Source organism: Nocardioides sp., assembly GCF_029937575.1.
GTDB lineage: Bacteria > Actinomycetota > Actinomycetes > Propionibacteriales > Nocardioidaceae > Nocardioides.
In genome coordinates this window covers 18,182-38,509 of the sequence record NZ_JAPYPS010000021.1, presented here as the reverse complement: position 1 = coordinate 38,509, position 20,328 = coordinate 18,182, and the positions used below count along the sequence as shown (strand labels likewise).

Annotated in this window: 13 protein-coding genes; 9 read left to right on the top strand and 4 right to left on the bottom strand. The window is 71.1% G+C overall.

The features are described from left to right. Positions 1-69: 69 nt before the first annotated feature. The gene (locus tag Q1K33_RS09585) at positions 70-2,571 is read left to right on the top strand and encodes a substrate-binding domain-containing protein (RefSeq protein ID WP_300403264.1); all 2,502 of its coding nucleotides are present in this window, start codon (positions 70-72) and stop codon (positions 2,569-2,571) included. 128 nt (positions 2,572-2,699) lie between these two features. Continuing rightward, positions 2,700-3,563, top strand: a complete 864-nt coding sequence (locus Q1K33_RS09580) for a phosphate ABC transporter ATP-binding protein (protein ID WP_300403262.1) — start codon at positions 2,700-2,702, stop codon at positions 3,561-3,563. 28 nt (positions 3,564-3,591) lie between these two features. Here the strand turns inward: Q1K33_RS09580 and Q1K33_RS09575 are convergent, their stop codons facing one another. After that, positions 3,592-4,551, bottom strand: a complete 960-nt coding sequence (locus Q1K33_RS09575; protein ID WP_300403260.1) for a transglycosylase SLT domain-containing protein — start codon at positions 4,549-4,551, stop codon at positions 3,592-3,594. A 155-nt stretch (positions 4,552-4,706) separates the two neighbouring features. Further along, the gene (locus Q1K33_RS09570) at positions 4,707-7,679 is read right to left on the bottom strand and encodes a M36 family metallopeptidase (protein ID WP_300403257.1); all 2,973 of its coding nucleotides are present in this window, start codon (positions 7,677-7,679) and stop codon (positions 4,707-4,709) included. A gap of 312 nt (positions 7,680-7,991) precedes the next feature. Here Q1K33_RS09570 and mfd point away from each other — a divergent pair, with 312 nt between their 5' ends. Genes mfd through Q1K33_RS09555 form a run of 3 tightly spaced genes read left to right on the top strand, consistent with a single transcriptional unit; the run spans position 7,992 to position 12,707 of the window. Further along, entirely contained in the window at positions 7,992-11,564 is a 3,573-nt protein-coding gene (gene mfd / locus Q1K33_RS09565) for a transcription-repair coupling factor (protein WP_300403254.1), read from the top strand. Beyond that, a complete protein-coding gene (locus tag Q1K33_RS09560; protein ID WP_300403252.1) occupies positions 11,561-12,292 on the top strand; it encodes a hypothetical protein in 732 nt (243 codons plus the stop codon). The genes mfd and Q1K33_RS09560 overlap by 4 nt, the downstream gene beginning before the upstream one ends. A 4-nt stretch (positions 12,293-12,296) precedes the next feature. Then, positions 12,297-12,707 carry a MazG nucleotide pyrophosphohydrolase domain-containing protein gene (locus Q1K33_RS09555; protein WP_300403250.1) on the top strand — a complete coding sequence of 137 codons (411 nt, stop codon included), beginning with the start codon at positions 12,297-12,299 and terminating at the stop codon, positions 12,705-12,707. Here Q1K33_RS09555 and Q1K33_RS09550 read toward each other — a convergent pair. Next, complete coding sequence (locus Q1K33_RS09550) at positions 12,664-13,929, bottom strand: APC family permease (protein WP_300403247.1); 1,266 nt, start codon at positions 13,927-13,929, stop codon at positions 12,664-12,666. The two genes, Q1K33_RS09555 and Q1K33_RS09550, sit on opposite strands and share 44 nt — an antisense overlap. 46 nt (positions 13,930-13,975) lie before the next feature. Continuing rightward, positions 13,976-16,639 (bottom strand): esterase-like activity of phytase family protein, encoded by a 2,664-nt coding sequence (locus tag Q1K33_RS09545; protein WP_300403244.1) that lies wholly within the window; start codon positions 16,637-16,639, stop codon positions 13,976-13,978. Between the two features lie 287 nt (positions 16,640-16,926). On the opposite strand from Q1K33_RS09545, the gene eno reads away from it, so the two are divergent. From eno to Q1K33_RS09525, 4 genes are all read left to right on the top strand, one after another. Continuing rightward, the gene (gene eno, locus Q1K33_RS09540) at positions 16,927-18,204 is read left to right on the top strand and encodes a phosphopyruvate hydratase (protein WP_300403241.1); all 1,278 of its coding nucleotides are present in this window, start codon (positions 16,927-16,929) and stop codon (positions 18,202-18,204) included. 204 nt (positions 18,205-18,408) lie between these two features. Next, positions 18,409-18,891, top strand: a complete 483-nt coding sequence (locus Q1K33_RS09535; RefSeq protein ID WP_300403238.1) for a septum formation initiator family protein — start codon at positions 18,409-18,411, stop codon at positions 18,889-18,891. Next, positions 18,888-19,391, top strand: coding sequence for a DUF501 domain-containing protein (locus Q1K33_RS09530; RefSeq protein ID WP_300403236.1), 504 nt, complete (start codon positions 18,888-18,890; stop codon positions 19,389-19,391). The genes Q1K33_RS09535 and Q1K33_RS09530 overlap by 4 nt, the downstream gene beginning before the upstream one ends. Further along, positions 19,388-20,320, top strand: coding sequence for a Ppx/GppA phosphatase family protein (locus tag Q1K33_RS09525; protein WP_300403234.1), 933 nt, complete (start codon positions 19,388-19,390; stop codon positions 20,318-20,320). The genes Q1K33_RS09530 and Q1K33_RS09525 overlap by 4 nt, the downstream gene beginning before the upstream one ends. Positions 20,321-20,328: the final 8 nt, after the last annotated feature.

The following is a 20,328-nucleotide window of genomic DNA, read 5'->3' as shown; positions in this document are numbered from 1 at the left end:
GCCCCACCAGCAGCACCAGTCCACTCAGTCCCATCCAGGCTCGACCACTCTCACAAGGAGCGAACCCCGATGTTCGTACGCACGTCCCTCACCGGCGTCATCACGGCCTCCCTGGCCGTGTCGGCGCTGGTGCTCTCCGCTGGCGCGGCCCACGCCGCCGTCACCGTCGACCCCGACGACACGACCTTCACCCCCACCACCTCCGACATCATCGGCGTGGGCTCGGACACGAGCCAGAACGCGCTCTTCCGCCTGGCGGGTGCCTACAACGGCACCAGCCCGGCACCGGCGAACAGGCTGGCGAGCTTCGCCGCGACCTCCGCCGGGGAGATCGTCCTCCCGAGCGCGACCATCGCTCGTCCGAACGGTTCGGGTGCGGGCAAGGCGTTGCTGTACGGCGCGGGCAACAACACCGACGTCGACTTCGCTCGTTCGTCGTCGGCGTTGAACAGCAACGAGGTCGCGGCGAACCTGCAGGCGTTCCCGTTCGCTCTGGACACGCTGAAGCTTGCGGTCTCCAACCAGGTGCCGTCGAATGCTCCGACGACGATCACGCCGGCTCAGATGGTGCAGATCTATGACGGCACGGTGACCGACTGGTCGGCCATCGGAGGGACCGCGGGCACGATCAAGCCGATGATCCCGCAGAGCGGTTCGGGTACGCGTTCGTTCTTCGTCTCCCAGCTGACTGCTGCCAACGGTGGCAACCCGGTGACGCTGGCTGCCAGCGTGAGCGAGGTCCAGGAGCACGACCCCGCTCCGATCCAGGGTGACGCCAACGCGGTGGCTCCGTTCTCCGAGGGGCGTGCCGGTCTGGCCGGTACCGCGCTGCGTCTCGAGGGTGGTTTCTCCGCCGATCGTGCGCTGTACAACGTCGTGCGTGCCGCTGACCTGGGCAACGCCGACATCCAGGGACTCTTCGGCGAGGAGGGCTTCGTCTGCTCCGAGCCGGCCCGGGCCTCCATCGAGGCGGCCGGCTTCAAGCAGCTCGCCACCCCCGAGAACGACGGCGTGTGCGGCGAGGCCACCCAGGCCGCGTCGAGCGACTTCACGATCAGCACCGGCCCGGCGCTGGACGACGACACCACCTTCACCCCGGCGCTGAACGACGTCATCGGCGTGGGCTCGGACACGAGCCAGAACGCGCTCTTCCGTCTCGCCAACGCCTACAACGCCCAGTCCCCGGCTCCGGCCAACAGGCTGGCGACGTTCGCTGCCCTCGGCGGCGGACAGATCCCGCTGCCGAGCGCTCCGGTCAACCGTCCGAACGGTTCGGGTGCGGGCAAGGCGCTGCTGTACGGCGCGGGCAACAACACCGACGTCGACTTCGCTCGTTCGTCGTCGGCGTTGAACAGCAACGAGGTCGCGGCGAACCTGCAGGCGTTCCCGTTCGCTCTGGACACGCTGAAGCTTGCGGTCTCCAACCAGGTGCCGTCGAATGCTCCGACGACGATCACGCCGGCTCAGATGGTGCAGATCTATGACGGCACGGTGACCGACTGGTCGGCCATCGGAGGGACCGCGGGCACGATCAAGCCGATGATCCCGCAGAGCGGTTCGGGTACGCGTTCGTTCTTCGTCTCCCAGCTGACTGCTGCCAACGGTGGCAACCCGGTGACGCTGGCTGCCAGCGTGAGCGAGGTCCAGGAGCACGACCCCGCTCCGATCCAGGGTGACGCCAACGCGGTGGCTCCGTTCTCCGAGGGGCGTGCCGGTCTGGCCGGTACCGCGCTGCGTCTCGAGGGTGGTTTCTCCGCCGATCGTGCGCTGTACAACGTCGTGCGTGCCGCTGACCTGGGCAACGCCGACATCCAGGGACTCTTCGGCGAGGAGGGCTTCGTCTGCTCCGAGCCGGCCCGGGCCTCCATCGAGGCGGCCGGCTTCAAGCAGCTCGCCACCCCCGAGAACGACGGCGTGTGCGGCGAGGCCACCCAGGCCGCGTCGAGCAACTTCACCACCAACGAGGTCGACGAGGACCCGATCGTGACGTCGACCGATCTGGCCGCCGTCAGCAACGCTCCTCGCAGGCTGAACCTCACGGCCACGGTCACCGGCACCAGCACTCCCACCGGCACGGTCACCTTCACGGCGGCCGGTTCCGACGCACCGCTGGGTGTCGTTGCTCTGAACGGCGGAACCGCGACGTTGAACTTCCCGAACGCCGACCCCGGGACGTACAACATCACCGCCGACTACACCCCCACCGCCGACTCGCTCTACGTGGCCTCGTCCGACTCGGCCACGGTCACCGTCGCCGACAACCCGGAGCCCGAGCCGGAGCTGGCCACCTCCAAGCTCTCCGAGAGCTTCAAGAAGTCCTACAAGGGCAAGAAGGCCACCGGCGTCGTGAGCGTCAGCCTGAAGGGTGCGAGCAACTCGGACGCCTCGGGCAAGATCGTGGTCAAGGAGGGCAAGAAGGTCGTCGCCAAGGGCAAGATCAAGAAGGGCGAGGCGACCATCAAGCTGAAGAAGAAGAAGCTGGGCAAGGGCAAGAGCAAGCTCACCGCCTCCTGGTCCGGCAACGCCGTTGCCGAGGGCTCGGACCTCAGCTTCACCGTGAAGTTCAAGTAGGACCGCACCTCCCGCACCACCGCTCCGTCCCGGTGCCGGGCGGTCACCCTCGTGGTGGTCGCCCGGCACCGGTCGGTGTCGGCGTGTCGGCTCCAGCCCCTGCACCACTCACGAACGGAACCACCCTGATGAGCCTGACCCAGCCCGGCCACGACGCCACCGCGGCGCTCCCGGTCGTCCCGGTCGGTCCTCCCGACCCCCCGGCCCCGACCCGCCCGTTGGCCGAGATCCAGGCGCGCGAGATCACCGCCTGGTTCGGCACCCACAAGGTCCTGGACCGAGTCTCGCTCACGATGCGAGCCGGCGGGATCACGGCGCTCATCGGCCCCTCGGGCTGCGGCAAGTCGACCTTCCTGCGCATCCTGAACCGGATGCACGAGCTGGTGCCGTCGGCCCAGCTCGCCGGGCAGGTCCTGCTGGACGGCGAGGACATCTACGACCCGTCCAAGCGCCTCATCGATGCCCGACGTTCGATCGGGATGGTCTTCCAGAAGCCCAACCCGTTCCCCGCGATGTCGATCCGGGAGAACGTCCTGGCCGGGCTCAAGCTCACCGGTACCAAGGCGTCGAAGAGCGAGAGGGACGCGCTCGTCGAGTCGTGCCTGGTCAAGGGTGGACTGTGGAACGAGGTCAAGGACCGCCTCGACGCGCCTGGCGGCGGGCTCTCGGGTGGCCAGCAGCAGCGGCTCTGCATCGCCCGCTCGCTCGCCATCAAGCCCCGCGTCCTGCTCATGGACGAGCCGTGCTCGGCGCTGGACCCCACCTCGACGCGGGTCATCGAGGAGACCATGCTCGACCTCGCCCGCGAGGTCACCATCGTCATCGTCACCCACAACATGCAGCAGGCCGCCCGCGTCTCCGACCAGTGCGCGTTCTTCCTCGCCAGCCAGGGCACCCCCGGGATCATCGTCGAGCACGGCGACACCGGTGCCATGTTCAGCAGCCCGCTCGACCAGCGGACCAACGACTACGTCAACGGACGGTTCGGGTGAGGACGAGCCCCAACCGGCACCGGATCGATCAGGAGCTGAGCGCACTCGGGTTGCTGCGCAGGAACCGCGCGACCGGGATCTCGGTCCGGGACTCGTAGCCCGGTCGCAGCACGACGTCGCCGGCGCTGCTCAGGTAGTAGACCTGCCAGTGGTAGTAGCCGAGGAACGCGCGGGAGTCCGCCTGCATCACCCGGGCCAGCTTGGTGACCCCACGGACGTACGCCGGGTGGTTGTTGTAGCTGTAGAGCGCGCCGGCGATCCCGTCGCGTTCGGTGAAGCCACGGTCCGCGAGGTAGCGCCCCGCCGCCATGATCGCGTCGCGGGGGTCGTTGATGTCGCCGGCGCCGTACTGCGCCCAGGTGGCCGGGATGAACTGCATCGGGCCCTGGGCGCCGGCCACCGAGAGGCCGTGGATCCGGCCCATCCCGGTCTCCACCAGGTTGATCGCCGCGAGGTACTCCCAGTCGACCCCGAAGCGCTGCTCGGCCTCGCGGTAGTGGGCCAGCAGCTCCTCGGCCGGCTCCGGCTCGATGATCCGCCAGGCCGGGAGGGTGTCGCTGAGCGTGTAGTGCATCGAGCGGAACTCGCGCCGCGAGGCGACGTTGCGCTCGACCACGCGGTGCAGGCGCCGGGGGAGTGCCGCGAGCACGCGCTCGTCCCACGTGGTGCGGTTGCCGATCACCCGGTAGGCGACCTGGGCGAGCTCTCCCGCCGTCGCGAGGCGCTCCGGGGACGTGCCCGGTCGGCGGATGGCGTTCTCCGCGGCCAGGACCTGACGGGCCGCCTGGGCTGCGGTGCGGGGACGTCGTACGCCGTCCCTGGTCGCGCGGGAGAGGAGGTCGGCCGGTGCGGTGCTGGGTGGCTCGGCTCGTGGGGCCGGCGCGGGCGAGACCGGGATCGCCTGTTGCTCGGTCGCGGGCCCGGCGCAGGCGGTCGTGCTCAGGGTGAGGGCGGCGAGGCAGGCTGCGGCCGTCCCCTTCTTCCCCATGGCGTCGAGGCTACGGGGCCGGTGGGTGGGTTGAGGCCGCTTCTCGGCTCGCCGGGTTTCGTCTCGCCTTGCGCGAGCTCGTCCCTCGCTCGCGGGCTCGCTCAACCTTCGCCCGCCACGGCACCCTCCTCGTTCCTCGGAGGGTGCCTGCGGTCTCAGTCGTCGTAGACGGCGAGCTCCGAGGAGTCCATGTAGGTGCAGCCGCCGAAGGCGTCGGGGCAGCCCGCGAAGTCGGGTACCTGCGGGCTGACCATGGTGTAGCGCACGAAGGACATGGCCGGCGGCACGGTGACCTGGATGTCGACCAGGGTGCCGCGGTCGCCCTCGGTGAAGGTGCCCGAGGCGGCCTCGGCCCAGGGGCCGTCGGCGGTCGCGCCGACCTCGAGCACGTAGTCGGCGGTCGACGAGCTGCCCGGGTCGCCGCAGGTGTTGCCGGGGTCGACGGCGATCGTGGTGATGTCGATGGCCTGGGGGAGTGCGATCACGATCGACTTCGGCTCGACCTGGTCTGCGGCGGTCACCGGGTCCTCTGTCGGGCCGGTCGTGCTGCCCCACCCGGTGCCGAGGGAGAGGTCGATGAGCTCGCCGGGGCCACAGCCGTAGACCGAGTAGTCGACGCCGTCGAAGGAGGCGATCGAGGCGCCACCGGAGGCAGCGGCCCAGTCACGACGCAGCGTGAAGTCGACGACGGCCGCGTCGCCCTCGGGCACCGTCGCGGACGCGACGCCGCTGCCGAAGCCGTCGGCGATCGCGACGACCTTCGGGTAGGTGCCGGGGAAGACGCCGCCGATCACGTAGGTGCCGTCGGCGCCGGTGACGTCCGAGTAGCTGCCGGCGGTGCTGGAGCTGTGTCCGGCCACCAGCACCAGCGCGCCGGCCACCGGGTCCCCGTTGGTGTCGGTGACCGTGCCGAGGATCGCGCCGGGGGCCTCGTTGCCCGACGGCGGCATGCTGAAGTCCTCGACGGGCTCGGCATCGCTGCCGTCGATCGAGGCGGCGAAGTAGCCGAAGCCGCGTGCGGCGAACTTCTTCCACAGGCGGTCGGTGTTGGCCGAGCTGAAGATCACCTTGTCCGCGGTGATGATCGCGTCGCGCATGTCGAGCATCGACGGGTTGTCGGGCGAGAGCGTCATCGCGGCGGTGACCAAGCGCATCGTCCGGGCGTGGCCCAGCACCTCGCGGATGTCCCACAGCGTCTGCGCCCACACCTCGCCCGCGCCGTGGACTTCGGTGGTCAGCTGACCGGGGATGTCACCGAACGTGTAGCCGCCGGTGCCCTCGCCGTCGAGCTGGCGGCACAGGGGCGCCAGGGAGTCGCCGACCTTGCAGTCGATGGCGGCGCTACGGGTGAAGGGCCGGTTCTTGGTGAGGTAGCGGTCGTAGAGCAGCTCGCCGTCGACGCGACGGTCGTTGCGGACCAGGTCGTTCTTCTCCAGGTAGTCGAAGGAGTAGAAGTCGCTCCACCCCTCACCCATGCTGCCGGCCTGATAGCTGTTCAGCGTCGAGAAGCCCATCGAGTCCACGACGAGGCGGTTGGACAGGCCGTGGGTGTACTCGTGGCCGATGTTGTCGAAGGCCTCGGTCGAGCTGGCGGCCAGGTAGGCCGGCCCGACGTTGAGGTACATCTGCATCGTCGGCGAGAAGCCGTCGGGCGGGGTGTTGAAGTTGGCGTTGTTGACGTGGCCGCCGTCCGGGAAACCGTCGGCGGTGTCGGCACCGTCCATGGTGTTGACGTAGACCTCGTCACCGCCGGCCCGCTCGAAGTTGCCCAGGTCGGCGGTGAAGCCGAACGGCGCAGCCTTGAGCCACTCGGCGAACTTGCTGGTGAAGTACAGGCCCTGGACGCCGTCCTGGTTCTTGTTCTTCTTCCAGGACTTCGCGACCGTCGGGTCCCAGGTGCACACGTAGCGCTTCGAGCAGCCTGCCTGACCGGCAGCGGTCTCGAAGGGCTTCAGCTCGAACTTCGCCTTCTTGCGCCGCGGCGGGACCTTCGACTTCTCGCGCTCCTGCACCTGGTCGTCGTCGTTGAGGTCGGCCCACACCGAGGCGTACGGTCCGCGCATCCACGTGGCCCGGCGCGGCAGGTAGCCGAGCTTGTGCAGGTTGACGACGTGCTGCTTGCCACCGGTGTTGTTGCCGCTGGCACCGGGGTAGTTCTCGTGGACCAGAGCCGAGCCCTTGGGCAGCTTCTTCTTGCCCTTCCTCTTGCCACCACGCTTCTCGGAGGCAGACGTCGTCGCAGGGTCCTTCTCGAAGTTCACCGTGCTGCGACGGTAGAGCGTGCGCCCGCTGGCCGCGTCGATCACGTGCTGGTAGGCCTCGGTCCCGCTCGGCTGGGTGTAGGTCACCCAGCCCGGGCGCAGCCCGTCGGCCGTCATGAACCACACGCGCTCGGCAGTGGCGCCCGCGCGCGCCGCGTCACGGCGTACGTCGGCCACGGCCGCGTCGAGGGCGTCCTCGCGCGACACGCTCGGCTCGGTGGAGCGACGGACCTCGCGGCCCACCCCCGAGACCGGGGCGCCCTGCACCGTGATCAGTCGGCCCGAACCGTCGATCGCTGCACGCAGACCGTTGCCGAAGACGGGGATCCCGTCGATCTCCTGGGTCCAGTAGACGTGGGTGATGTCGTTGATGTCGGTGAAGGTGCGGACCTCACGCAGGGTCGCGAGGTCGGCGCTGGTCAGGCCGAAGCCGGAGAGGTTGCCCCGCACGTAGTCGAGGGCGACGTCGGCGGCTGCGCGGGTGCTGGGACCGGTGAGGAAGCCCAGACGCGACGTCACGTCGCGGGGCGTTCCGGTCACCGGGTCGAGCGACACGGTGGCGTCGCCCCCGATGTCGTCGGCGAGCTTGCCGGCGGCGGCACCGCGGGACTCCTGGACCTCCGCCGTACGGCGGACCAGCGCCGGGCTGCTGACCGATCGGGAGTCGTAGTTGCCCGCCGCCTCACCCGATGCCGCGGCCTTGGCACCCGGCGCCGCAGTCGATGCGGGCGCCGCCACGCCGGCGCCGGCGGCGGGCGTGGTCGTGGCGCCGGCCTGGCCCCCGGCGAGCCCGGCTGCGACCAGCGCCAACGAGGTCACCCCGAGCAGTGCGGAGCGGTGTCGTCGAGACGTCGTGCGTGGGCTCATCGGTGGGGTCCTCCGGGGTGACGCTGGAACCTGGCCGAGACCCGTGCCGGCGGGTGCGCGGCACGTGGTCTGGTCGGGGTGGGTAGTCGGACTCTAATCCGACCTGCTGGGCCGTGCCCCGCGAATCGGGACGGAATGCTCCGGAATGCTCGAGGGTGACGCAGACCCGCACCGACTCGATCACCGTCGGCGCCCGACCGTAGACTCCGAGAGCACCAGTTCCCGACCGGACCGGTGCCCTGTTCGGCTGTCCCCAGCAGTACGCGTGCGTGAGCTTGTCCCTCACGTCCACCAAGTGGTTCGAGGAGTCCTGTGAGCCTGTCCGGCCTCGCCGACGCTGTCCTGGCCGATGCCACCCTCGCGAGTGCGATGGAGGACGCGCGCGGTGGAGCGGTGCGCACCCTCGACCTCACCGCGCCCGAGGCGATGCGGCCCTTCGCGGTTGCCGGGCTGGTCCGCGCCGGCCGCACCGTCCTGGCAGTCACCGCGACCAGTCGCGAGGCCGACGACCTCGTCGCCGCGCTCGGCGACCTGCTCGATCCCGCCCACGTGGCGGCGTACCCGAGCTGGGAGACGCTGCCCCACGAACGCCTCAGCCCGCGCAGCGACACGGTCGGTCGACGCCTTGCGGTGCTGCGCCGCCTGGCACACCCCGGCACCGACGCGACCAACGGGCCGCTCAAGGTCGTCGTCGCACCGGTCCGCTCCGTCCTCCAGCCCCAGGTCAAGGGGCTCGCCGACCTCGAGCCGGTCGAGCTGGCCCTGGGCGACACGATCCCGCTCGACGACCTGGTCGCCCGGCTCGCCGACGCCGCCTACTCGCGCGTCGACCTGGTGGAGCGACGCGGCGAGTTCGCCGTGCGAGGCGGGATCGTCGACGTGTTCCCGCCGACCGAGGAGCACCCGCTGCGCGTTGAGCTGTGGGGTGACGAGGTCGAGGAGATTCGCTGGTTCTCCGTCGCCGACCAGCGCACGCTCGAGAAGGCCGAGCGTCTCTGGGCGCCACCGTGCCGCGAGCTGCTCCTCACCGAGGCGGTCCGCGAGCGCGCCGCCGAGCTGGGTCGCGCCCACCCGGCCCTGCTCGAGCTGACCGACAAGATGGCTGCCGGGATCGCCGTGGAGGGCATGGAGTCCCTGGCGCCGGCCCTCGTCGACGAGATGGAGCTGCTCGTCGACCTCATGCCCGACGACACCCACGTGCTGGTCCTCGACCCCGAGCGTGCCCGCAGCCGCGCCCACGACCTGGTCGCCACCAGCGAGGAGTTCCTCGGCGCGAGCTGGGCGGCCGCCGCGGGTGGCGGCACCTCCCCGATCGACCTCGGCGCCGCGTCGTACCGCGAGCTCGGAGACGTGCGGCAGACGGTCCTCGAGCGCCACCTGCCGTGGTGGACGCTCAGTCCGTTCGGCCTCGACGGCGACCAGGCGGCGCCGGCCGGTGACGCGGCCGACGTCACCGCGGGCGTCCGGTCGTCGGCCCTGCCGATGGCGCCGATGGACAGCTACCGCGGCGACGTCGAGAAGGCGCTGACCGACCTCGAGCGCTGGCGCTCCGACGCCTACCGGGTCCTCGTCGTCCACCCCGGCCACGGCCCCGCCCAGCGCACGGTCGAGGCGCTGACCGAGCGCGAGGTGCCGGCCCGGCTCGTCGACTCCGTCGACACCCTGGACGACCTCCCTGTCGGCACCGTCACCGTCACCTGCGGCGGGGTGGTCAAGGGCTTCGTCGACGAGACCAACCGCGTGGTGCTGCTCACCGGGGAGGACGTCTCGGGCCAGAAGGCCTCGACCCGCGACATGCGCAAGATGCCGGCGCGGCGCAAGAAGCAGATCGACCCCCTCGAGCTCAAGGCCGGCGACTACGTCGTCCACGAGCAGCACGGCGTCGGTCGCTTCGTGGAGATGAAGCAGCGCGAGGTCCAGGGTGCCAAGCGTGAGTACCTCGTGCTGGAGTACGGCTCCACCAAGCGGGGTGCCCCACCGGACCGGCTCTACGTCCCGGCCGACGCCCTGGACCAGATCACCCGCTACGTCGGTGGGGAGCAGCCGAGCCTCGACCGGCTCGGCGGGGCCGACTGGGCCAAGCGCAAGGGCCGTGCCCGCAAGGCGGTGCGCGAGATCGCCGCCGAGCTGATCAAGCTGTACGCCGCGCGTCAGGCCACCAAGGGCTACGCGTTCGGCCCCGACACGCCGTGGCAGCGCGAGCTCGAGGACGCCTTCCCGTTCACCGAGACCCCCGACCAGCTGAGCACCGTCGACGAGGTCAAGTCCGACATGCGCCAGACCGTGCCGATGGACCGCCTCGTGTGCGGCGACGTCGGCTACGGCAAGACCGAGATCGCGGTGCGGGCAGCCTTCAAGGCCGTGCAGGACGGCAAGCAGGTCGCGGTGCTCGTGCCGACGACGCTGCTCGTCACCCAGCACCTGTCGACGTTCTCGGAGCGGATGGCCGGTTTCCCGGTCTCGGTCAAGGGGCTGAGCCGCTTCCAGACCGACAAGGAGGCCAAGGAGGTCATCGCCGGCCTGGCCGACGGCACGGTCGACATCGTGGTGGGCACCCACCGGCTCCTCAACCCGGACATCAAGATGAAGGACCTCGGCCTGATCGTGGTCGACGAGGAGCAGCGCTTCGGCGTCGAGCACAAGGAGCAGATGAAGCGGTTGCGCACCTCGGTCGACGTGCTGAGCATGAGCGCCACGCCGATCCCGCGCACCCTCGAGATGTCGATCACCGGCATCCGTGAGATGTCGACGATCACCACGCCGCCGGAGGAGCGGCACCCGGTGCTCACCTACGTGGGGGCCTACGAGGACCGTCAGGTCACCGCGGCGCTGCGCCGCGAGCTGCTGCGTGACGGTCAGGTCTTCTTCATCCACAACCGGGTCACCTCCATCGAGAAGGCCGCCGCCCGCCTGCGCGAGCTGGTGCCGGAGGCCCGCGTGGCCACGGCGCACGGCCAGATGGGCGAGCACCAGCTCGAGCAGGTGATGCTCGACTTCTGGGAGAAGAACTTCGACGTCCTGGTCTGCACCACGATCGTGGAGAGCGGTCTCGACGTCTCCAACGCCAACACGATGATCATCGAGCGCGCCGACACCCTCGGCCTCTCCCAGCTCCACCAGCTGCGCGGCCGGGTCGGGCGCAGCCGCGAGCGCGCGTACGCCTACTTCCTCTACCCGCCGGAGAAGCCGCTCACCGAGACGGCCCACGAGCGCCTCGCCACCCTCGCCCAGCACTCCGACCTCGGCGGCGGCATGGCGATCGCGATGAAGGACCTCGAGATCCGCGGTGCTGGCAACCTGCTCGGTGGGGAGCAGTCGGGCCACATCGCCGACGTCGGCTTCGACCTCTACGTGCGTCTCGTCGGCGAGGCCGTGGCCGAGTTCAAGGGGGGCGGCGAAGCCGACGGCGGTGTCCTCAACGAGGTCCGGATCGAGCTGCCGATCGACGCTCACCTGCCGCACGACTACATCGAGAGCGAGCGGCTGCGCCTCGAGATGTACCGACGCCTGGCCGAGGTGCGCTCCGACGCCGACGTCGACGTGCTGGCCGAGGAGATGATCGACCGGTACGGCGAGCCTCCGCAGGAGGTCACCTCGCTGCAGCTGGTCGCCCGGTTCCGCGCACGAGCCCGGGAGGCGGGCATCGGGGAGGTCACGATCGCGGGCAAGAACGTCCGCTTCGCGCCGGTCTCCCTGCCCGAGTCGCGCACCATCCGGCTCAACCGGCTCTATCCCAAGTCGATCGTGAAGACCACTGTCGACACCGTGCTCGTCCCGCGCCCCGGCACCCCGGGTGCGACCGGTCGTCCGCTGGAGGGGATCGCCCTGCTTGAATGGGCGCGCGGCGTGATCGACAGCGTCCTCGACCCGAAGGAGTCCGCGTGAGCAACCGTCCCAGGCCGGGGTCCCTTGCGGTCGCCGGCGTCCTGAGCCTCCTGCTCACCGGCGGGCTGTCCGCCTGCAGCGTCAGCGACGAGCAGCTCCGCCCCGGTGTGGCTGCCCAGGTCGGTGACACCGAGGTCGCGCTCGACACGATCGACGCTGCGATCGACGACGCCTGCACGTTCTTCTCCGACCAGGACCAGCCGGGTTTCCCGCGCTCGCTTGCTCGCCAGCAGTTCGTGAGCGTGCTGATCCAGCGTGCGGCGGCAGGTCAGGCTCTCGACGACGACGGTGTGGCTCTGGCCGACTCCTACGACGCGGCCGTCGGCGGCCTCGACGAGGCCAACGCGGCGGTGCCCGAGGAGCAGCGCGACGCGTTCGTGCTCCTCGGTGAGGCGACCAGCTACATCGAGGCCGCGGCAACGTCCCTGGGCGAGGCGGCCTTCGCAGCCGAGGGCGACGTACCGCCCGACCCGGCCGTCCTCGTCGACCGGGGACGCTCGGTGATCAGCGCCTGGCTCGACGACAACGACGTCGCGATCAACCCGGTCTTCCGGCTCACGGTCGACAACGGCCAGGTTGTCGCCGAGCTCGACGGCACGAGCGTGGCCGTCAGCGACGAGGCCACCCTCGGTCAGCTCGATCCGCTCACGGCCACCGAGGACCAGGTCGCCACGGCGGCGGCCACCCTGCCGGCGAGCCAGCTCTGCGGAGCCTCCGACCAGGGGTGACCTCGTGACGGCGTTCCAGGAGCTGGTCGACGTGATGCGTCGCCTGCGTACGGAGTGCGCCTGGAAGGCCGAGCAGACGCCCACCTCGTTGGTGCCCTACCTCCGCGAGGAGACCGAGGAGCTCGTCGAGGCGATCGATGCCGGCGACCCCGCCCACGTGTGTGAGGAGCTCGGCGACGTGCTGCTCCAGGTCGTCTTCCACGCCGCGATCGCCGAGGAGCTCGGCGAGTTCACGATGGACGATGTGGCGGCGGGGATCACCGCCAAGCTGCGTCGGCGCAACCCGCACGTCTTCGACCCCGCGTCCCTGGGCCGCGACGCCGACTCGCCGCCACTGAGCGCCACCGAGGTCAACGAGATCTGGCAGCAGGTCAAGCGGGACGAGAAGGCCCAGCGGCGCCAGCGCGACGCCTGAGCGCCAGCGCACGGCCGGCCAGGCCTACCGCGAGCACGAGGACGCCGCCGATCACCGAAGCGCCCGGCAGCGTGGCGGCGAGCCCGAGGCAGCCGACGAGTCCGAGCACGTTGAGCGCGCGCGGCCAGCGGCGTTGCTCGGACGGCTGGGCGTAGGCCGATGCGTTGGCGACGGCGTAGTAGACCAGCACCCCGAACGAGGAGAAGCCGATCGCATCCCTCAGGTCAGCGGCCAGCACCAGCAGGACGATCGCCGATCCCACCACGACCTGGGCGTGGTCGGGCACCTGGTGTCGGGGATCGACGGACGCCAGCCATCCGGGCAGGTCGCGCTCGCGGGCCATGGCGAGGGTGGTGCGCCCGACGCCCGCCAGCAGGGCCAGGAGGGCTCCCAAGGAGGCCGCCACGGCCCCGAGGCGGAGGACGGGCTCGGCCCAGGCCGCCCCCGCTGCGGCGGCGGCCGTGCTCAGGGGGGTGCTCGTCTCGGCCAGGTCCGAGCCGAGCGTCCGCAGCAGCACGACCGCCACCACGGCGTACAGCACGACGGTGACGCCCAGAGCGACCAGGACGGCGCGGCCCAGGGTCGCCGGGCTGCGGACTTCCTCGGCGAGCGTGGCGATCCGTGCGTAGCCGGCGAAGGCGAAGAAGAGGAGTCCGGCGGCCTGCAGCACCCCGAGAACGCCGCCGTCGAAGGCGAAGGCCTGACGGGTCCCTCCGTCGGTCGCTCCCGTCGCGGTGGCGACCACCGCCACGACGAGGGTGCTGAGCGTCAGGACGAGCAGCAGGCGCGCGACGATCGCGGTTCGGGTGATACCGCGCAGGTTGAGCACCGTCAGCGACACGACGGCGGCCACGGCGACGGCTCGGCCCGCCCAGGCGGGCTCCGGCACGGCGTAGGCCGCGAAGGTGAGCGCCATCGCGGCGCACGAGGCGGTCTTGCCCACCACGAAGCCCCAGCCCGCGACGAAGCCCCACCAGGGTCCCAGCACCTCGCGGCCGTAGAGGTAGGTGCCACCGGAGGACGGGTAGGTGCCGGCCAGCTGGGTGGAGGCGACCGCGTTGCAGAACGCCACCAGGGCGGCGATGGCGAGCCCGATGAGCAGGCCGCCGCCCGCCGCCGCGGCGGCGGGCGCGAACACCGAGAACACACCGGCGCCGATCATCGCCGACAGGCCGACGACGACCGCGTCGCCGGTGCCGAGGCGCCGCGCCAGCTGGTTCATGGGACGACCAGCATGACGCGAACGCCCCGGCACCGGGTGCAAGACATCAGCGCTTGTTCGTCGAGCCCTTCTTCTTGCCCTTCCTCGTCACCTTCACCGTGACCGTCTCGGAGCGCGATCCCGCGGCGTCCTGGGCGCCGAGGTAGATCGCCTTCAGCCGGTGCTTGCCCTTCGCGAGCTCGAGCTTGCCGGAGACGCGGCCGTCGACCAGGCTCAGGGTGCGCACGACCTTCTTGCGGTCCTTGAGTCGCACGGTGCCGTCGGCGAAGCTCGGCGCGACGCGGGCGGTGAAGCGCACCTTCTGGCCGACCTTGACCTTCGACTTCTTGACGTTGAGCCGGGTCGTGGTCGCGACGGCGTCGTCGAAGACCCGCTTGACGGCACCGAGCCGGAAGAGCTGGGTCTCGCCCGTCGCGTCGTCCAGACCGTCGTTGTCGGTGACGGCGAAGACGCGGCCGTCGCTGCTGATGCCGAGGCCCTCGAGCTTCTCCTGCGTCCAGCCGTTGCGGGCCTGCATCTGCGCCAGCAGGTCGACGGCCAGCGTCTTGGTGACCGGGGTCGGTGCCGAGGGCGAGCCCGCGGGCAGGTCCACGGTGTAGACCCGCTTGAGCGCGGCCCGCGGTCCGTTGAGCTTGTCGCGCTCGATGACGGCCACCGAGTCGGCGTCGACGACCGAGATCTCGGAGAGCCCGATCCAGTCACCGGCTGCGGAGGTCTCCTCCAGCGGGTAGGTGAACCACGTCCACTCCTGCGACCCGACGTCGTAGCGACCGATGCGAGCGACGTTGCCCTCGAGCGGCACCAGGTCGGCCGCAGCGGCGCCGGGGTCCTCCCACAAGGTGCGCTGGATGACGACGTACAGCTGCTCGTCAGCACCGGTCCCGCTGACCGCGACACCCTCCAGGCCCCAGTTGCGGACGTGGTCGGTGACCTCGGTCGGGAGCGCGACGCGCTGCTGGATGACTCCGTCCTCGTCGGTGCGGACCAGGGCGTTGCTCGGACCGTCGGTGCCCTCGAGCGCCAGCCAGAAGCCGCCCTCGGCGCGCGCGGCCAGGCCCTCGATGTCGATCGCGGGTCGCTGACCGTCCTCGTCGCGGATGTCGAGCGCGTGGGTGATCACGGCCGGGGCACGGCTCACGTCGACCGAGTAGATCCGGCCGGTGGCGTACGCCGAGTCGCTGGCGGCGTACATCATCGAGGCGTCGTCAGGAGCACCGGACAGGGCGCCGAGTGCACCCCAGCCGATCGGACCGGTCGCGCCGACCGGCGTGCGGGAGATGACCTGCGGGAAGGCTGCCGGGGTGTCGCCGAGCTGGTAGATCCCGACGGTGGCGCGCACTCCTGCCGAGGCCTCGTCCTCCTCGGAGGAGACCACGAGCAGGTCGCGGTCGGGCACGGGCAGCAGACCCTCGGGCCCGTTGGTGGTGGGCAGCAGCTGCTGGAACTGCGGGCGCGTCGGCTCCGTCATGTCGTAGACGGCCACGAAGTTGCTCCGCTCGGAGCCCACGAAGACGGTGGGGACGCCGTCGACGACGTCGAAGGCCATGCCCTCGGGCTCGGCGCCCTTGTTGTCGGCACGGCCGTCGTTGAAGAGGCCGTGCTGCACGGCGAGGTGCTCGAACGTGTTGCCGGCGTCCCACAGGACCGCGCCGGTCTCGGCGTCGAAGACCGACCAGCCGCGGCTGCCGCCGAACAGGTCGCCTTCGTTGGCGGTGGCGACGAGGCCGTCGCCGACCCAGGCGATGGAGTCCGGCTCCCGCGGGACGTCGATCGCCTGGTTGGCGTTGAAGATCCCGTCGTCGGTGGTGTCGACCCCGGAGACCTTGGCGTTGCCGGCAGAGAAGGCGTTGGTCACCGTCAGGGTGGCCAGGTCGATGATGATGAGCCCGTTGTTCTCCTGCAGGGACAGCGCGAGCGTGTTGTCGTCGTTGATGTCGACGTACTCCGGCTCCGGGTCCTCGGGCGCGTAGAGGTCTGCTGCGGCGATGATCGGCAGCGGGTCGCCGTTCGGGAGGACCAGCGGCACCTCGGTGGCGGTCCACGTCGTTGCGTCGGACGGCGTCAGGTCGAGCACCTGCACCGACCCGGCGGGCAGCTGCGGGAGCTCGCCCTCCTCGGCTCCGGGCGGGGTGAGCTCCTCGTCGCGCTGGTTCTCCATCGCGATCGCGGCGAACGTGCCGTCCGGGCTGATCGCGATGGAGTCGGGCTGGCCGCCGAGGTCGATGGAGTTGATCACGGTGCGGTCAGAGAGACGCACGACGTCGACGCGGCCGGCGGGGTTGACGAAGTCGCCCCCCGACTCGTCGATCACGACCAGCACGTGGTCGCCGACCGCGGCGACCGAGGTCGGCTGGTCGTCGGCGTTGCCGATCTCCGCCAGGTCGAGCGTGCCGGCCCCCACGGGAGCGGTCGGGTCACTGATGTCGAGGAACCCGATCCGCTTGCCCAGGGCATCGGTGTAGATCACCGTCTGGCCGTCCTCGGTGATCGTGGAGATCTCCGCGACGGTCGGCTCGGCCGGGTCGACGCCCGCGGGGACGTTGAGGTAGACGGGATAGGTCGCGACCCGCTCGAACCACGAGCTCGGCTCGGCCGCCCGTTGCTCCGGGGCGGGGGCTCCCGACGACGGGAGCGTCGCGAGCAGGGACAGCGACAGGGACAGGGGCAGGGCGCACACAGCGGCGGCTGCCAGGCCACGGCGGAGGGGCATGAAGACGTGCCTTTCGGGTGGTCCCGAGACGGGAGAGCACCGCCGGACCGGCGGTAGGACCCGTCGACACTTGCGGCGGCAGGGATGGTCTGCGCGGCGACGGGGTGGCGCGCAGGTGAGCACTTGGTGAACGGGTCGGGCAGGGTGGGCAGGTCGGGCAGGTCGGACCGGACCTGGGCCGGCAACGCGGGTCAGCGGACGAGCACCCCGCGGCCGCGGCCGGACGTTCCTCTACGCTGAACGCCGACCAGACCATCGCAGTCGACGACCACCCCAGGAGCACCCACGTGGCAGCCATCGAAGCAGTCGGAGCCCGCGAGATCCTCGACTCGCGCGGCAACCCCACCGTCGAGGTCGAGGTCGTCCTCGACGACGGAGTCTTCGCGCGGGCGATGGTGCCCAGCGGCGCCTCGACCGGCGCCTTCGAGGCCGTGGAGCTGCGCGACGGCGGCGACCGCTACCTCGGCAAGGGCGTCGGCAAGGCCGTGGACGCCGTGATCCAGACCATCGGGCCGGCCCTGGAGGGTCTGGACGCCGATGACCAGCGCCTGGTCGACCAGACGATGCTGGAGCTCGACGCGACGCCCAACAAGGCCACCCTCGGGGCCAACGCGATCCTGGGCGCCTCCCTGGCCGTGGCGCGGGCTGCCGCCGACTCGGCCGGCCTGCCGCTCTACCGCTACGTCGGCGGGCCCAACGCCCACGTGCTGCCCGTGCCGATGATGAACATCCTCAACGGAGGCTCACACGCCGACTCCAACGTCGACATCCAGGAGTTCATGATCGCGCCGATCGGCGCGCCCACCTTCCGCGAGGCGCTGCGTCAGGGCGCCGAGGTCTACCACTCCCTCAAGGCCGTGCTGAAGAAGAAGGGTCTGGCCACCGGCCTGGGCGACGAGGGCGGCTTCGCCCCCGACCTCGACTCCAACCGGGCCGCGCTCGACCTGATCGCCGAGGCCGTCGGCGCAGCGGGCCTCACCCTGGGCAAGGACATCGCACTCGCGCTCGACGTGGCCGCCAGCGAGTTCTGCACCGACAACACCTACACCTTCGAGGGCACCTCGAAGACGGCCGACGAGATGGCGGCCTACTACGGCGAGCTCGTCTCGGCGTACCCCATCGTCAGCATCGAGGACGCGCTCGACGAGGACGACTGGGACGGGTGGAAGGCGATCACCGACCAGCTCGGTGCCCGCACCCAGCTGGTCGGCGACGACCTGTTCGTGACCAACGTGGAGCGTCTGCAGCGCGGCATCACCGGTGGCCAGGCCAACGCCCTGCTGGTGAAGGTCAACCAGATCGGCTCGCTCACCGAGACGCTCGACTCCGTCGAGCTGGCGCACCGCAACGGCTACGCCTGCATGATGAGCCACCGCTCGGGCGAGACCGAGGACACCACGATCGCCGATCTCGCCGTGGCGACCAACTGTGGCCAGATCAAGACCGGCGCACCGGCTCGCTCGGAGCGCGTGGCGAAGTACAACCAGCTGCTGCGCATCGAGGAGGAGCTCGGCGAGGCCGCTCGCTACGCAGGAGCAGGCGCCTTCCCGCGTTTCGTCCCGTGATCGGAGCCGTGCTCGGGGGAGGATGACCCCGTGCCAGCTCCGCCCCGCAAGCCCGACAGGCCCGCGCGAACCGACCAGCGTCGCTCGGCGTCGACGCGTGCCCGCTCGGGCAGCAGCGGTCCGGGTCGGGCGCCCGGACCGCGGACGAGCCGGGCCGCGAGGCCGTCGTCCAGCGGTCGGACGCGGCCGGTGCAGCCGGCCCGCGTGGCGGCTCCCGCTCCCAAGCCGCGCCTGACCGGTCGCGCCGCGATCCTGGTGCTGGTGCTCGCGGTGCTCGCGGTCTCCTACGCCTCGTCGTTGCGCGCCTACCTCCAGCAGCGCGGCCAGATCGAGAGCCTGCAGACCACGATCAGCGAGCGGGAGGCACAGATCGCCGACCTCGAGCAGGAGCGGTCGCGGTGGGACGATCCGGAGTACGTCGAGACGGAGGCACGCGAGCGGCTCGGCTACGTGCGTCCGGGCGAGACGCCGTTCGTCGCCCTGCGCGACGGTTCGCCGCTGCAGCCGGAGAGCGAGCTCACCGACCCCGACACGATCGCGCCGAGCGAGCCGCGGGCGTTCTGGGACGACGCCTGGGAGACGGTCCTGGTCGCCGGTGACCCCCAGCGCCGCGCCGACCCCCCGCCCCTGACCCGGATCCAGGACCCCGAGGGTGCCCCCCAGGAGTCCGAGGAGTCACAGGAGTGAGCTGCACGCCGCTCGAGCCACACGACGAGGGCACCATCCGGGCCCAGCTCGGCCGCCCCCCGCGGGCGATCGCTGGCGTCGGGCACCGGTGCCCCTGCGGCAACCCCGACGTGGTGACGACCGAGCCCCGGCTGCCCGACGGGACGCCGTTCCCGACGACGTTCTACCTCACGTGCCCGCGTGCGGCCTCCCTCATCGGCACCCTCGAGGGCTCGGGCCTGATGAAGGAGATGCAGGCGCGCCTCGGCGAGGAGCCGGACCTGGCGGCCGGCTATCAGGCCGCGCACGAGTCCTACCTGGCCTTCCGCCGCACGCTCGGCGACGTACCGGAGATCGACGGGGTCACCGCGGGCGGCATGCCCGACCGGGTCAAGTGCCTGCACGTCCTGGCCGGCCATGCCCTGGCTGCAGGCCCAGGGGTCAACCCTCTCGGCGACGAGGTGCTCGACCTGCTGGGGGAGTGGTGGGCCTCGGGCCCGTGCGTGAGCGCCGAGGAGTGAGCACCCCGACGGCCGCCATCGACTGCGGCACCAACACCATCAAGCTCCTCGTCACCGGGCCCTCCGGCGAGGCCCTGGCCCGCGAGGCGCGGATGGTGCGCCTCGGCGAGGGCGTGGACTCGACGGGTCGTCTCTCGCCCGCCGCGCTGCAGCGCACGTTCGCCGCGATCGACGAGTACGCCGTCCTGGTGCGCCGGTACGGGGTCGATCGGATTCGCTTCTGCGCGACCTCGGCCACCAGGGACGCCGACAACGCCGAGGAGTTCGCCGCTGGTGTCGCCACGCGGCTCGGTGTGCGTCCGGAGGTCCTCGCCGGCGAGGAGGAGGCCGCGCTGGCCTTCGCCGGAGCCGTCGAGCACCTCGGGATCGATCCCGACCGGGCGCCCGAGGGGGACGTCCTGGTCGTTGACATCGGCGGCGGCTCGACGGAGGTGATCGTGGGGACGGCCGGTCGGTCGATCCCCAGGGCGGCCTACTCGATGGACATCGGCTCGGTGCGACTGCACGAACGCCACCTGCGGCTCGATCCCCCGGGTCGCAACGAGATCGAGGCTGCGGTGGCCGACATCGAGCAGGCCCTCGACGACTGTCCCTTCGACCTCGCCGGAGCCTCCACGGTGATCGGTGTCGCGGGCACGATCACCACGGTCGCCGCGGGTGTGCTCGGGCTGGCGTCGTACGACCGGGAGGCGATCGACCGTCAGGTGCTCGTCGCCGCCGAGGTCCGCGAGCACGCCAGGCGGTTGGTGGCGATGACGGTGGCCGAGCGCCGTGGGCTCCCGTGGATGCACCCGGGACGCGCGGACGTGATCGGGGCGGGCGCGCTGATCCTGTCCGGGGTGCTCGCGCGCAGCGAGGCCTCGTCGCTGCTCGTCTCCGAGTGCGACATCCTCGACGGCATCGCTGCGTCCCTCTTCGACGAGGCGTGACGCTCGCC